Raw genomic sequence first — 13,415 nt, forward strand, 5'->3', positions numbered from 1 at the left:
CTTCAAAAATAGTCACTAATAAACAACTATAATTTATTGCAATTCTCCACAAACGGAGGAGCTTAAAAATTAAATTTCTAATTTTTGTATCGTATCTAAAACGTAGGTATGCATAACAGCTCTATAATCTAAGTGCGTAACAATTCGTAAGCGCCCTTGTCCCATCGAACTTATCGATATGTTTTTTTGTTTTAATTTTTCTATTACTTCCTTTTCGTTACAGTATTTCTGAAGAGAAAATATTAAAATATTAGTTTCAACTTGTTCAACAGTGGCAACCCAACTTTTCGTTTGCAATACTGCTGCAATTTCTTGCGCTCTTTTATGATCAACCGCCAGTCGTTGCCAGTTATTATCAATAGCAAAAATTCCTGCAGCGGCCAAATATCCTACTTGTCTCATTCCGCCTCCTAATATTTTTCGAATTCTAAGTGCTTTGTGTATCGACGCTTTACTTCCTAGCAAAACTGAACCAATTGGTGCACCCAAACCTTTAGACAAGCAAACCGAAATGGTATCAAAAAGTTTTCCAAATTCTCTCGGATCTTGATTTTTGGCGATAAGGGCGTTCCAAATACGAGCACCATCCAAATGGTATTTTAAATTATTTGCAACACAAACTCTTTTGATGTTTTTTAAATCTTCAATTTCATAACACGCTCCGCCACCTTTATTCGTTGTGTTCTCAATACAAACCAAACTTGTCAACGGACTGTGGTAAAATTCTGGATCGTTAATCGCCCCTTGCACTTGCTCGGCGGTAATCATTCCGCGATTTCCATCAATTAGACAGCAAGAAACACCGCTGTTAAAAGAAACTCCACCACCTTCATAATGATAAACATGCGCATATTTATCTGCAATTAATTGCTCTCCTGGCTGTGTATGTAATTTTATTGCAACTTGATTGGCCATAGTTCCCGAAGGAAAAAAAAGACCAGCTTCCATACCAAATATTTTGGCAACTTTGGCTTCCAACTCAATTACAGTAGGATCTTGTTTGTACACATCATCTCCTACTTGTGCATTAAACATATATTGCAACATTTCTATACTTGGCTTGGTGATTGTATCGCTAACTAAATTTATTTCCATATTCTAAAAACTATATCTTATTTTTGCCTACAAAATTACGTATTCGGACTCGTTCTACCATAAAAATAAATAGTATTAACGAGAACCGTTGCATAATAACGAATGTATTTTAATTATCTTATTTAAACTAGTATTAATTTATGACAACAACCGAACAAATAAAAGGTATTGTGGAGCGTCTTGGTGCGTTGAGGAGGTATCTTTGACGTTGATGCTAAACTAATTGAAATTGCCAACGAGGAAGAAAAAACTTTTGCTCCCGATTTTTGGAACAATGCAAAAGAAGCGGAACTTATTGTAAAAAACCTTCGCAATAAGAAAAAATGGATTGAAGATTACGACAAAGCAATTGAGGTTACTGATGAACTGCAACTGGCATATGAATTTCATAAGGAAGGTGAAGTTTCTTCTGAAGAATTGGATGAACAATATTTTGCAGTTGAAACCCATATTGATAACATCGAATTCAAAAACATGCTTTCAGATGAAGGGGACAGCTTAAGTGCTGTTCTGCAGATAACTGCTGGTGCTGGTGGAACGGAAAGCTGCGATTGGGCGCAAATGTTGATGCGCATGTACATGATGTGGGGCGAAAAAAATGGCTATAAAATAAAAGAATTAAACTTTCAAGAAGGAGAAGTTGCTGGAATAAAAACGGTGACTTTAGAGTTTGATGGTGATTATTCTTTTGGTTATTTAAAAGGCGAAAACGGAGTACATCGTTTAGTACGAATTTCTCCCTTTGATAGTAATGCCAAGCGCCATACTTCGTTCGTTTCTGTGTATGTGTATCCATTGGTTGATGACAGCATCGAAATTGACATTAATCCAGCTGATATTGAAATTACAACTTCAAGATCAAGCGGTGCTGGCGGACAAAACGTGAACAAAGTAGAAACGAAAGTGCAATTGGTACACAAACCAACTGGAATACAAATTCAGTGTTCAGAAACTCGCTCACAGCAAGACAACAGACAACGTGCTATGCAAATGTTACGTTCGCAATTGTACGAAATTGAGTTGAAAAAGCAGCAAGAGCAACGTGCTGATATTGAGGCTGGAAAAATGAAAATCGAATGGGGCTCGCAAATTCGAAACTATGTCATGCAACCATATAAATTAGTTAAAGATGTACGAACAGGATTCGAAACCAGCGACGTAGATGGAGTAATGAATGGTGATATCGACGGATTTTTAAAAGCGTTCCTGATGATGATGGGACAAAGAGAAGAAGAATAGTCTAAGAAATAATCTGAGAAAAGGGTTTGGTTTTTTAAATAAAATCAAGCCCTTTTTTAGTAAATATAATTTCACTAATACATCTTCGCCTAAAAATCGCTCTGTTTCTAGATAAATGAACTTTATAACAATCTACAAAAGAATGAGTTTTTGCTACAAATTGAATACATTATAAATACGAGAAATAAGCGTAGTAAATTTTACTTTAAATAGTTGTACTCATAATGAGATTTTAGTAAAAATAAGTGATGATTTGATCTTAAAAATAGTAATATCAATCCAAAAATGACGTTTTACATGTAAAGCATCAAAAAAAGAAGTTGCCTGTAGGTGTATTAATGCAAAATAATACGATATTTGCCAGACCAAACGCAATCGATATAGTAATGACTAAACACAACAAAACTTTAGGTGAATTTATCATCGAAAATCAACAAGCTTTCCAATATTCTTCGGGCGAATTGTCTCGAATTATAAACTCGATCAGACTGGCTGCAAAAGTGGTCAATTACAAAGTAAACAAAGCGGGTCTCGTTGATATCATTGGCGGCGCTGGCGCACAAAACATTCAAGGAGAAGACCAACAAAAACTAGATGTTTATGCCAACGAAGTTTTTATTCAAACACTTATCAATCGTGAAATTGTGTGCGGAATTGCTTCAGAAGAAAATGACGATTTTATTACTGTTGAAGGAAACGATAAAAGTCATAGCAACAAATATGTCGTTCTCATGGATCCTCTAGACGGATCTTCAAACATTGATGTAAATGTCTCAGTAGGAACTATCTTCTCTGTTTACAGACGAATTACTCCAATTGGAACTCCAGTAACTTTAGAAGATTTTTTACAACCTGGCGTGAATCAAGTAGCAGCAGGTTATGTTATTTATGGAACGTCTACGATGCTGGTTTATACCACCGGTCACGGTGTAAATGGTTTTACACTGAATCCAGCAATAGGAACCTTTTATCTCTCGCATCCTAATATGACTTTTGCAGAAGATGGAAATATTTACTCTATCAACGAAGGTAATTATGTGCATTTTCCTCAGGGTGTAAAAAATTATCTAAAATATTGTCAAACCGAAGAAGGTGATCGTCCCTATACTTCTAGGTACATCGGAAGCTTAGTCTCTGATTTTCATAGAAATATGATAAAAGGTGGGATTTATATTTATCCCACAAGTAGCAAAGCTCCAAAAGGAAAATTACGTTTGTTATACGAAGGAAATCCAATGGCGTTTATTGCAGAACAAGCAGGCGGTAAAGCATCTGACGGAGAAAATAGAATATTAGAAATAACTCCAACAGAATTACATCAAAGAATTCCGTTTTTCTGTGGAAGCAAGAATATGGTAGAAAAAGCCGAAGAATTTATGCTAGAATCTAAATAAAAAATAACTCTTCAAATAACACGAATTAAACTGCACAAAAAAACTGGTTACCAATAATGGAACCAGTTTTTATATTTATAAAGAGAATTTCAATTCCTTATATTAGTCTTTCAGTTGCTCAATAGCACTTTCTACAGCAACTAATTGTTTGCAAAAAATCATTTCTAATTCAGATGAAAGCGGCAATTCTCTTAAAGTTTGTCTATAAATACTAACGATTGATTGCTCTTGCTCAATACACGAATGTACTGCCGAAACTTCAGAGTTAGACAAGAAGTCTAATCGACCCGATTTTTCTGAAGTTCTCGCAACTGTATTTGCATTAAAACGACTTGCTTTTGTATATTTTTTAATCTGATTTTGAAGTTGAATGATAAATAAGATTCGCTCTTTTGCAAATGCAAAAAAAGTAGCGCTCTGCTTCTTATCCTTACTATTTTGAGAGGCTTTTACGTAAGACAAACGGGCTTTTTTTAAATAGTCTACAAGTTCTATCATACGAATAGTTCTTAAAGCATATTGGTTTTCCAAACACGTAGCTTGAAGGTGTAATGTTGTGCTCATAGATATGTTATTTAGTTTACCGTAAAATTCGTCTACTAGACCATTTTTTTTATTACACAATTATGATATTACATTATAACATTTTCAGTATTCGATAAATCATGCGGGCTTAAGAGGATAAAAACCAATTGATTTACATAACTTTATAAATCAATGAAGTAAAAAATTATATTATGAAAAGAAATGCAACTGCCATTTGGCATGGAACTGGACAAGATGGAAGCGGAGAAATTACAACTGAAAGCAAGGTGTTAAACAAAACGCAGCTCTCTTACAAGAGTCGTTTTGAAGATGGAATAGGAACTAATCCTGAAGAATTAGTTGCCGCTGCTCACGCAGGCTGCTTTACCATGAAATTATCTTTTTTATTAGCCGAAGCTGGTTTCACAGCAGATACGTTGGAAACTAAAGGTTATATCACTTTTGAAGATGGTGCAGTAACCGAATCTCATTTGGTTCTAAATGCAACTATACCAAAAATAGCAAAAGATGAATTTGATAAATGTGTGAAGGACGCAGAGCTTAATTGCCCAATGAGTAAATTATTAGATACAAAAATTACAGTAGATGCAACTTTGCAATAGCAGTTCAAAAAAAAAACCGTCTCAATTGAATTTGAGACGGTTTACTTTTTTTTTACAATTTTACTAAGACGAGGCATTGTTTTAGTTCTGGTTTTTCAGTAGTAAAACTTAACAGCCACTCCTGTAATTGCTCCATTTCGTAAGGCAACAATGTTTTGATGGCTTTCTCTAATTCTTTGCAAAAAAGAGCGGGATCGAAACTTACTCTCTCAAGTATAGATTTCGTGTAATCATACATCATTTTCGACATAATAAATATAATTAGTGGGGTGTTTCTATGTTTTTAAATTCAAAGTAAAAATAACACATAATACCAATGCAAACTAAATTTTAACACTAATTTTTAATTATTAATTTACGAATACGTTTTCAAATTCGTAATACCGTAATAAACAACGCTTAGCCAAATCAATATGCTATTCTTTAATAGCCCTAAACATTTCTCTTTTTCCAGGCGGCCCTTCTAACTTTTCTACCCTAAAACCAACCTCAATCATACTTCTTTTTACCACACCGCGAGCAGCATACGTAACCAAAACACCATTCGGCTTTAAAGCATCGTACATTTTTTTAAAAATTTCCGTACTCCACAGTTCTGGTTGTATTTGATAACCAAAAGCATCGAAATAAATCAAGTCAAATTTTTCCACATCATCAATTTCATTAAAAAACTGCTGTCTTTTTGTTAATGAAAATTGATCAGAAATACGAAGCTTCTCATTCCAATTACTTTCATGCATTAGTTTAAAAGTAGATTTGTATTCATCAGCTTCTAAAACTTCGACATAATTTAATGTTAAAGCTTCAGCTTCAGCAATAGGATATGCCTCTACTCCACTGTAATCAACGACGAGGCTATTTTTTGTTGCTTCCAAAAAAGTAATAAACGCATTTAAACCTGAACCAAAACCTATTTCTAATATCGCGATCGGACTTTCTTTAAATAAAGTAAAACCATTTTTTATAAAGACGTGATTTGCTTCTTGAACGGCTCCAAATTTTGAATGGTAGCATTCATCCAACTCTGGTAAAAATATTGTGGATGAACCGTCTAAAGTTTGTATAATTTCTCTTTTCAAAATAAAATAATAGTATATCTAATTAAACATCTTCAAAATTAATCAAATCAAATACGTTTGTCCTAAAAAAAACGATTATTTTCGAAAATATGATAGAAACTGAACTCCAATTCAATCCTTTTTTATAATATAAATAAATCACAACAAAGCCTATTAAATTATACCGTTTTGATAAGGAAGTACGTATTTTTTAATTAATTTTACAGCCATAAAAAGTAACATTTTACTACTTTGTTTCTTAAAAAAGAGATCTTTTTAAGGTAAACAACACAAAAACAATTTCTTATCATGAGTACAACTCTAACAAACAAAATCGAAATTACAAAAGCTACCGCTACAAAAATAAATGAGGTAGATTTTGACAACTTAAGCTTTGGTGCTGTGTTTACAGACCATTTATTTGAATGTGATTTTAAAAATGGAGCTTGGCAAAAACCCGTCATTAAACCATATGCACCATTTTTGTTAGACCCGTCAGCAAAAGTGTTTCATTACGGACAAGCTATTTTTGAAGGAATGAAAGCATACAAAGACGAAGCAGATTCGATTTGGTTGTTTAGACCTGACGAAAATTTTAAACGTTTTAACACTTCTGCGGTACGAATGGCAATGCCAGAAATTCCCGAAGATGTTTTTATGGGCGGATTGAATGAATTGTTAAAAATTGATGCAAAATGGGTTCAAAAAGGAAACGGAAGCAGCATGTACATTCGTCCCTTTATGATCGCTACCGGTCCAGGTGTGGTTGCAAACCCATCTGATGAATATAAATTCATGATTTTACTTTCACCTGCACAAGCGTATTATGCTGGCGAAGTAAAAGTAATTGTTGCTGAGCATTACAGTAGAGCTGCTAACGGTGGTATTGGTGCTGCAAAAGCGGCCGGCAATTATGCGGGACAATTTTATCCTACCAATTTAGCGAATAAAGAAGGCTTTCAACAAATCATCTGGACCGATGATGCTACACATACCAAGCTTGAAGAAGCAGGCACAATGAATGTGTTTTTTAGAATAAACGATACCTTATTAACAGCACCTGTAAGTGAAAGAATTTTAGACGGAATTACCCGTAAAAGTTTATTGGCCATGGCTGAAAAGGAAGGTTTAAAAACAGATGTTCGTTCGGTATTGGTATCTGAACTGGTAGAAGCTGCAAAAGACGGTTCTCTGAAAGAAATTTTTGGAGCTGGAACTGCTGCAGTTATTAGTCCGATAAAAGGATTCTCTTATAAAAATGAATATTACGAATTGCCTAAAAGTGAAGATTCGTATGCTGCTTTATTAAAGGAAAAATTAACTAGTCTTCAAAATAAATTATCCGAAGACACTTTTGGTTGGACTGTAAAAGTATAAACGAAGTTTCTACAAATAAAAAATGCGATTTACTTAATTGAAAATCGCATTTTTTTTATATCAATTTTGAAAAGTCTGGTTTAAAATAATTAGGTCCTTTCATCACTTTACCGTCTTCTCTGTAAATAGGCTCTCCATCTTCTCCTAATTTACTCATATTACTGCGCTGAATTTCATCAAAAACAGCTTCAATTTTATGTTGCAAACCATGCTCTATAATTGTACCGCACAAAATGTACATCATATCTCCGAGCGCATCAGCGATTTCGACCAAATCATTATTTTCAACCGCTTCCAGATATTCTTCGTTTTCTTCCTTCATTAAATCATATCGCAATCTGTTTTTTATAGTACCCAAATCAGCGGTTGGCGTTTCATTATATCCTATTTTAAAAGCCTTGTGAAACTCTTTTACTAACTGTAATTGTTTTTGCATAGTTTGTAAATTAAATGAAACGCAAATTAGCAACTATTCTTAAAGTATTTGCTAAATTTGTGACAAAAAAAATTTAACTATGTTTAGTCAAGGACAATTAATTTTTGCAATTTGTTTTTTTGTGGTATTTGTAATCATCATGATTATATCATATAGAAGAGATTTAAAAATGCACCGTTTTTTTTATAAAGGAAACTTGAAAGTCTTAGCTGGTTTTATACTTTTTATATTTATTCTTTTTTTGATTAAAATTTTCTTTAAAAGATAACGCTAAACTCACTTTCTCGACCAAAAAAAAAGAGTAGTACCGTTTTACTATAAAACACTAAATTTATAACTTCACCCCATAATAATTAACCACTTCTAGTATGAAAATTTTAAAATATATTTTTCTTTTAGTGTTGCTAACTGCAATTACAGTGACCGTTTTTTTAGCTACACAAAAAGGTGATTTTACAATTGAAAGAAGTCGTGTTATTAAAGCTCCAAAAGTGGCATTATTTAATTATATCAACGAATATAAAAATTGGGAAGAATTTAGTTCCTGGATTGTTGACAATGCCGAAACAAAATTGCAATTAGCAGAAATAACAGCAGGACCTAATGCGTCATTTTCATGGATAAATAATGAAACCGAAGGCGACATGAAAACTTTAGGAATTACCGCTACTGATGAAATTCGCCAAAAAATTAATTACGATGGTAGTTTAATCGATAGTAAAATGATTTTTAAAGATACTATTGGTGGAACAAAAGTAACTTGGCAAACCAAAGGTAAAATGAGCTTTTATCTAAAAATATACACTGCTTTAAATGGTGGAGCTGACAAAATTATTGGAACTATTTACGAAAAAACATTACTGAACTTAGATAAAATTCTAGTTTTTGAAACTAATACTTTTACTATAAAGGTCAATGGAGTCGTTAAAAAAGCGGAAACTTTTTACATCAAGCAAAGCTTTACTAGTGAAATTGGAAAAATTACTAAAAATGCAAGAGTGGTTATACCTAAACTTACTGAGTTTTGCGAGGCCAATGGACTTGCAATGAACGGTAAGCCATTTGTAATTTATCACACCTATGATATTGTAAATGGATTAGCACGAATTTCTATTTGCGTACCTATTAATAAAGAAATCTTTACTAGTTCTGGGAGTGATATTTTAACTGGAAAATTAGAACCTTTTGATGCGGTAAAAACTACAATTACTGGTGATCTTTCTCATAAAGATGAAGCGATAAAAAAAACAGAACAATATATAGCTGCTGAAAAATTAAATGCAGAGACTTCATGGTCCCATATCGAAGTTTTTGTCACTACGAAACAAGATGCTAAAAGCCCTTCTAAATGGGTAACTGAATTGTATTATCCTTTAAAGGAGAAAGTAATTCCTGTTGCTAAACCTGTTTATCGTCCGCAAGCTGTTGAAACTCCACAACCAAAAGCGACACAACCAGAACAGGATTCATCTGAGTTTTAATCTTTATTTAATATTATAGTACTTAAACCTTTTCTATAAATTCTATTCTAAACATTAGAACGCTTTATTTTGATAGACGAAAAAGAATTTATAAAACAGCTGCTGCATCCTAAAACGCAAAATAAAGCGTTTGAAGTGCTCTTGTCCGAATATCAAAAACCATTATACCATCACATTCGAAATATTGTTTTGAACCATGATGACGCTGATGATGTTTTACAAAATACTTTTGTTAAAGTTTTTCAGTATCTAAAAAACTTTAAAGGAGAGAGCAAATTATTTTCATGGATGTATCGCATTGCCACCAATGAGGCGCTTACATTTTTAACTCAAAAGGCAAAACTTAGTGGTATTACCTCCGAAGAATTACAGTCTAAAACTATAAATAACTTGCAAGCAGACAGTTATTTTGATGGCGATGAGATACAATTAAAATTGCAAAAAGCCATTGCTACCTTACCCGAAAAACAACAGTTAGTCTTTAAAATGAAATATTTTGAAGATCTAAAATACGACGATATATCAGAGATTCTAGGCACATCTGTCGGAGCTTTAAAAGCATCATACCATCATGCTGTAAAAAAAGTAGAAACTTTTATATCCTCAAATTAAACCTTTTACAACAAATTTAGTCTTATAGATATGAGTGATTTTAAATTAGATAGTAGCCCGAAGATGAAGTCAGGTTTTAGAACTCCTGAATCTTATTTTGATACATTTTCTTTAAAGGTAATACAGCAATTACCTGCAAAAGAGCAGGCAGTATTTATATTACCTAGAAGAAAAAAACTGCTGTGGTTTGCTGCAGCTGCTGCAATATGTATCGGTTTGATGGTGCCTGTTGCCAAGTACTTTAATAATCCTGTAAAGCAACTGGACGAAGCCACTTTAGAATCTTACTTGTCTTATCAAACAAATTTGAATCAATTTGATTTAATTAATGAATTAGATTCCAGCGATGTCAATCATCTAAATACGAATTTATCTTTTGAAGACAAAAGCGTCGAAGATTTCTTAGCTGCAAATCCGAATATTGAAAATTATATCATTGAGTAATACCACAAAAAAATAAATGATGAAAATAAAAAACATATTACCTCTATTACTATTTCTAGTTAGCTGTTCGTTTTACGCGCAAAGCGAAGCAATGGAGTCTAAAAAAGAAAAAATTAAAGCGTATAAAATTTCATTCTTAACGACCGAATTAGACTTAAGCGCTACGCAAGCGGAGAAATTTTGGCCTTTGTATACTGCTTTTGATAATAAGCAGTTTGAATTGCGCCATCAGAAAATGAAGGTATGCACGAATAAGTTGAAAGACCAAAACATCAGTTCTATTTCTGAAAAAGAAGCTGTCGAAATTTTGAATCAGTTTGAAAGTACAGATGATCAATTGTATTCTTTGCGAAAAAAATACATGGCCAATCTTAAAAAAATTCTTCCTGCAAAAAAAATAGTGTTACTAAAAAAATCAGAGGATGAGTTCAATCGTAAGCTTTTGCATCAGTACAGAGACAAAGCTAGCAAAAATTAAGAGTAGCATCTCAAATAGATTAAAAAAACCTATCCAACGTAAATTTTAGATAGGCTTTTTTTACTTTAATCTTTAATAGTTAATCGAATCAGTTTGTTAGAACCTGCTGCTATTGCCGTGGTTTCATTTACAAATCGAATTGTAAACAATTTAGAATCACTTGAAATTTGTTTCCAAGATTTTGCTGAATCTGTCGAATAAAAAATCCCAGTTGCGCCAACCATTAGTAATTTCTTACCTTTACTATTGGGAACATATTGCACACACGAAGCATATCCAAAACCTTGATTTTCACCAATTAGCTTCCAATTTTTACCACCATCACTTGTTATCGCTTTGTTTCCAAAATTCTGTTGCGGTAATTCATAATCTCCACCAGCAATAAAACCATTTTTTTCATCGTAAAAGTCGGCAGTAAAGATTCCTGTCATTGTTTTTCCTTGCAGGATTGGTGTTTCAGAAGCTGTCCACGTTTTCGCCTTATCATCCGAATAAAAAACTCTTGCATTTTTTCCTCCAGAAACCAACCATGTTTTATTGTTTTTTATTACGATGTTGGTGTTGCTAGCGGCAAATGCAGCTTCTCCTTCCACTAGTTTAGGAAGATCTTCCGAAGGTAATTTTGTCCAAGTATTTCCTCCATCGCCAGTTCTTAATATAGAAAAAGTACCATCAATAGGATCCCCAATCGCTATTGCGTCGGTATCATTCCAAAATTGCATGCTATCGTAAAATACCTTCTCCTGCTTTTCTGTATAAACCAATCTATAGGAAAGATCGTTTTTTGAAATTTTATACAATAGCGCTGGATTTGCAATACTTAAAACAAAAACGGACTGCTTGTTTTGAGCTAAACTTCTAAACTCAATTTTCAGCGAATCTTCCGTAATAATTTTTTCTACTTTTTTTCTGCTCTTCAAATCAAAGTAACCAAACCGATTTCCATCAGCACTATACCATATTATATTTTCATCAATTGCAATGGCACGAATGCTAATTTTATCCTGAAAAAGAGTGTCAATTAGTACTGAAACAAAATTATTATTTACCGATTTCAATTGTGCTGATTTACAAGAAAGTAAGACTAATAACAGCCCCAAAAATAATATTGCTTTTTTCATAAAATGAAGATTTAAAAAAGCTAATTTACTGTTTTAAGAAAAGAATAGGAACCGATCACTTCTTTTTATGGCACAGTAATTGGATATTCTGTAATAGAAAAACTTAATAATTAAAGCCATGAAAAATAAACTACTTTTATTTAGCCTACTATTCTCAGTAATATCAGGCGCTTACGCTCAAGCTGGAGCACGAGTTTATGCAAAAAATTCAGACATAAGTGATAATCTTGATTTAAGAGCCGTTGCTTCGATATTTGGAGAATCATCCAATTTACAAGATTTTGAAAGACGTTTGAACGAACCAAAATATCAAATCTCTAATTTAGATTTAAATGGTGATAATCAAGTTGATTATTTACGTGTCATAGAATCCGTAGAAAACAGAACGCACGTTGTCATCATACAATCGGTTTTAGACAGAGATGTTTACCAAGATGTTGCTACAATTGATATTGAGCGAAATAGTTACAATAATGTTAATATTCAAGTAGTTGGTAATGATTATTTGTATGGCCCTAATTACATTTACGAACCCGTTTATGTGACAACTCCGGTAATTTATACTTCCTTTTGGGTAACCAATTACCGTCCGTATTATTCGACTTGGAGATGGAATTATTATCCAAACTATTACGTTGCATGGAGTCCTTATCCGATTTATCGCTATAGAAGTAATATCAATATTAATATCAATATACACAATAATTATAACTATGTTACCACAAGAAGAAGTAGTTCTGCTGTTGTTTTATACAACTCACGACGTTCTAATGGTTACGAAAGATCACATCCTAACAACGGATTTACGCAAAGACATTCTAATGTAAATAATCGTTACGAATTAGATCAAAGAAGAGTCGCTAGTGCTCAAACTCGAAGAAGCAGCAATTCTACCGGATCTTATTCGGGCTCGGAAACCAGAAGAAATAGTAGTTCTACCGGATCTTACTCTGGTTCTGAGACCAGAAGAAATAGTAGTATTAACGGATCGAATTATGGTTCTGAAACGAGAAGAAATACTAACGGATCGTATGCTGGTTCGGAAAACAGACGAAATGGTAGTTCTAACGGAATCAATTCTGGATCTGAAACGAGAAGAAGCGCGGTCGAAAGCAGAACTCAGTCGGATAGAAATACTAATGATGTAACAGCGAGCACTCGCAGAAATAATGAAAGTAGTAGTTCTAATTCCAATAATACATACAGTACAAACCGAGGAGCGACAACGCAAAGAAGTTCAAATGAAAGCGCTGCTCCTGCTCGAACTCAAAATGCAAGAACGTACAGCCAGAACAGCAGTTCAGAAAGTTCTAGAAGTACCACGTCAAGATCATCGGAACCTCAGAGTAACAATTCTTCTAGAAGAAGCTCGAGTCCTTCGGTAAATTCGAGTAGATCAAGTCAAGCTCCTAGTGCAAGAACAGAAACACAACGTTCTTCTAGCTCTCGCTCTAATTCAAACACTTCACCAAGTGAAGGAAGATCTTCATCAAGCGGTAATTACGGGAATCGCAGAACGTAAAAAGTATAGC

16 protein-coding genes are annotated in these 13,415 nt (G+C 33.5%); 10 read left to right on the plus strand and 6 right to left on the minus strand.

The genetic code is table 11. The features are described 5' to 3' along the window. Positions 1-69 precede the first annotated feature (69 nt). Positions 70-1,095, minus strand: a complete 1,026-nt coding sequence (locus tag AP058_RS06910; RefSeq protein WP_066308384.1) for a low specificity L-threonine aldolase — start codon at positions 1,093-1,095, stop codon at positions 70-72. A gap of 140 nt (positions 1,096-1,235) precedes the next feature. On the opposite strand from AP058_RS06910, the gene prfB reads away from it, so the two are divergent. Continuing rightward, positions 1,236-2,334 (plus strand): peptide chain release factor 2 gene (gene prfB, locus AP058_RS06915; RefSeq protein WP_157492637.1). Its coding sequence is split into 2 segments (ribosomal slippage): positions 1,236-1,298 and positions 1,300-2,334, totalling 1,098 coding nucleotides; the frame shifts between segments, so codons are not numbered across the junction. Between the two features lie 386 nt (positions 2,335-2,720). Next, the gene (gene fbp / locus AP058_RS06920) at positions 2,721-3,728 is read left to right on the plus strand and encodes a class 1 fructose-bisphosphatase (RefSeq protein ID WP_066308894.1); all 1,008 of its coding nucleotides are present in this window, start codon (positions 2,721-2,723) and stop codon (positions 3,726-3,728) included. Positions 3,729-3,830: 102 nt separating this feature from the next. Here fbp and AP058_RS06925 read toward each other — a convergent pair whose 3' ends face one another. Beyond that, positions 3,831-4,292 carry a hypothetical protein gene (locus AP058_RS06925; protein WP_066308389.1) on the minus strand — a complete coding sequence of 154 codons (462 nt, stop codon included), beginning with the start codon at positions 4,290-4,292 and terminating at the stop codon, positions 3,831-3,833. A gap of 173 nt (positions 4,293-4,465) precedes the next feature. Between AP058_RS06925 and AP058_RS06930 the strand changes: the two genes are divergently transcribed. After that, entirely contained in the window at positions 4,466-4,876 is a 411-nt protein-coding gene (locus AP058_RS06930; protein ID WP_066308392.1) for an OsmC family peroxiredoxin, read from the plus strand. Positions 4,877-4,928: 52 nt separating this feature from the next. On the opposite strand, the gene AP058_RS06935 is transcribed toward AP058_RS06930, so the two are convergent. Together AP058_RS06935 and mnmD are read right to left on the minus strand one after the other, a co-directional pair. Beyond that, positions 4,929-5,126, minus strand: a complete 198-nt coding sequence (locus AP058_RS06935; protein ID WP_066308394.1) for a hypothetical protein — start codon at positions 5,124-5,126, stop codon at positions 4,929-4,931. A 166-nt stretch (positions 5,127-5,292) separates the two neighbouring features. Further along, the gene (mnmD, locus tag AP058_RS06940) at positions 5,293-5,955 is read right to left on the minus strand and encodes a tRNA (5-methylaminomethyl-2-thiouridine)(34)-methyltransferase MnmD (RefSeq protein WP_066308396.1); all 663 of its coding nucleotides are present in this window, start codon (positions 5,953-5,955) and stop codon (positions 5,293-5,295) included. 288 nt (positions 5,956-6,243) lie between these two features. On the opposite strand from mnmD, the gene AP058_RS06945 reads away from it, so the two are divergent. Then, positions 6,244-7,311, plus strand: coding sequence for a branched-chain amino acid aminotransferase (locus AP058_RS06945; protein WP_066308399.1), 1,068 nt, complete (start codon positions 6,244-6,246; stop codon positions 7,309-7,311). Between the two features lie 55 nt (positions 7,312-7,366). Here the strand turns inward: AP058_RS06945 and AP058_RS06950 are convergent, their stop codons facing one another. Continuing rightward, positions 7,367-7,747 (minus strand): nucleoside triphosphate pyrophosphohydrolase family protein, encoded by a 381-nt coding sequence (locus tag AP058_RS06950; protein ID WP_066308402.1) that lies wholly within the window; start codon positions 7,745-7,747, stop codon positions 7,367-7,369. A gap of 79 nt (positions 7,748-7,826) precedes the next feature. Between AP058_RS06950 and AP058_RS17105 the strand changes: the two genes are divergently transcribed. From AP058_RS17105 to AP058_RS06975, 5 genes are all read left to right on the plus strand, one after another. After that, positions 7,827-8,015 carry a hypothetical protein gene (locus tag AP058_RS17105; RefSeq protein WP_066308405.1) on the plus strand — a complete coding sequence of 63 codons (189 nt, stop codon included), beginning with the start codon at positions 7,827-7,829 and terminating at the stop codon, positions 8,013-8,015. A gap of 100 nt (positions 8,016-8,115) precedes the next feature. Continuing rightward, positions 8,116-9,228 (plus strand): SRPBCC family protein, encoded by a 1,113-nt coding sequence (locus tag AP058_RS06960; protein ID WP_066308408.1) that lies wholly within the window; start codon positions 8,116-8,118, stop codon positions 9,226-9,228. Between the two features lie 69 nt (positions 9,229-9,297). Next, positions 9,298-9,840 carry an RNA polymerase sigma factor gene (locus AP058_RS06965; RefSeq protein WP_066308414.1) on the plus strand — a complete coding sequence of 181 codons (543 nt, stop codon included), beginning with the start codon at positions 9,298-9,300 and terminating at the stop codon, positions 9,838-9,840. Between the two features lie 30 nt (positions 9,841-9,870). Further along, a complete protein-coding gene (locus AP058_RS06970; RefSeq protein WP_066308419.1) occupies positions 9,871-10,284 on the plus strand; it encodes a hypothetical protein in 414 nt (137 codons plus the stop codon). A gap of 16 nt (positions 10,285-10,300) precedes the next feature. After that, entirely contained in the window at positions 10,301-10,762 is a 462-nt protein-coding gene (locus AP058_RS06975) for a sensor of ECF-type sigma factor (RefSeq protein WP_369815136.1), read from the plus strand. A gap of 65 nt (positions 10,763-10,827) precedes the next feature. On the opposite strand, the gene AP058_RS06980 is transcribed toward AP058_RS06975, so the two are convergent. After that, positions 10,828-11,883 carry an oxidoreductase gene (locus AP058_RS06980; protein ID WP_066308420.1) on the minus strand — a complete coding sequence of 352 codons (1,056 nt, stop codon included), beginning with the start codon at positions 11,881-11,883 and terminating at the stop codon, positions 10,828-10,830. 118 nt (positions 11,884-12,001) lie between these two features. Here AP058_RS06980 and AP058_RS06985 point away from each other — a divergent pair, with 118 nt between their 5' ends. After that, positions 12,002-13,405 carry a hypothetical protein gene (locus tag AP058_RS06985; RefSeq protein ID WP_066308422.1) on the plus strand — a complete coding sequence of 468 codons (1,404 nt, stop codon included), beginning with the start codon at positions 12,002-12,004 and terminating at the stop codon, positions 13,403-13,405. Positions 13,406-13,415 lie beyond the last annotated feature (10 nt).

The sequence above is a fragment of the Flavobacterium sp. TAB 87 genome, assembly GCF_001529295.1.
Classification (GTDB): Bacteria; Bacteroidota; Bacteroidia; order Flavobacteriales; family Flavobacteriaceae; genus Flavobacterium.

Bases quoted from the DNA above. Each gene is read 5' to 3' on its own strand.
- AP058_RS06910 (WP_066308384.1), bottom strand. From the start codon at position 1,095: ATGGAAATAAATTTAGTTAGCGATACAATCACCAAGCCAAGTATAGAA.
- fbp (WP_066308894.1), top strand. From the start codon at position 2,721: ATGACTAAACACAACAAAACTTTAGGTGAATTTATCATCGAAAATCAA.
- AP058_RS06925 (WP_066308389.1), bottom strand. From the start codon at position 4,292: ATGAGCACAACATTACACCTTCAAGCTACGTGTTTGGAAAACCAATAT.
- AP058_RS06930 (WP_066308392.1), top strand. From the start codon at position 4,466: ATGAAAAGAAATGCAACTGCCATTTGGCATGGAACTGGACAAGATGGA.
- AP058_RS06935 (WP_066308394.1), bottom strand. From the start codon at position 5,126: ATGTCGAAAATGATGTATGATTACACGAAATCTATACTTGAGAGAGTA.
- AP058_RS06945 (WP_066308399.1), top strand. From the start codon at position 6,244: ATGAGTACAACTCTAACAAACAAAATCGAAATTACAAAAGCTACCGCT.
- AP058_RS06950 (WP_066308402.1), bottom strand. From the start codon at position 7,747: ATGCAAAAACAATTACAGTTAGTAAAAGAGTTTCACAAGGCTTTTAAA.
- AP058_RS17105 (WP_066308405.1), top strand. From the start codon at position 7,827: ATGTTTAGTCAAGGACAATTAATTTTTGCAATTTGTTTTTTTGTGGTA.
- AP058_RS06960 (WP_066308408.1), top strand. From the start codon at position 8,116: ATGAAAATTTTAAAATATATTTTTCTTTTAGTGTTGCTAACTGCAATT.
- AP058_RS06970 (WP_066308419.1), top strand. From the start codon at position 9,871: ATGAGTGATTTTAAATTAGATAGTAGCCCGAAGATGAAGTCAGGTTTT.
- AP058_RS06975 (WP_369815136.1), top strand. From the start codon at position 10,301: ATGATGAAAATAAAAAACATATTACCTCTATTACTATTTCTAGTTAGC.
- AP058_RS06980 (WP_066308420.1), bottom strand. From the start codon at position 11,883: ATGAAAAAAGCAATATTATTTTTGGGGCTGTTATTAGTCTTACTTTCT.
- AP058_RS06985 (WP_066308422.1), top strand. From the start codon at position 12,002: ATGAAAAATAAACTACTTTTATTTAGCCTACTATTCTCAGTAATATCA.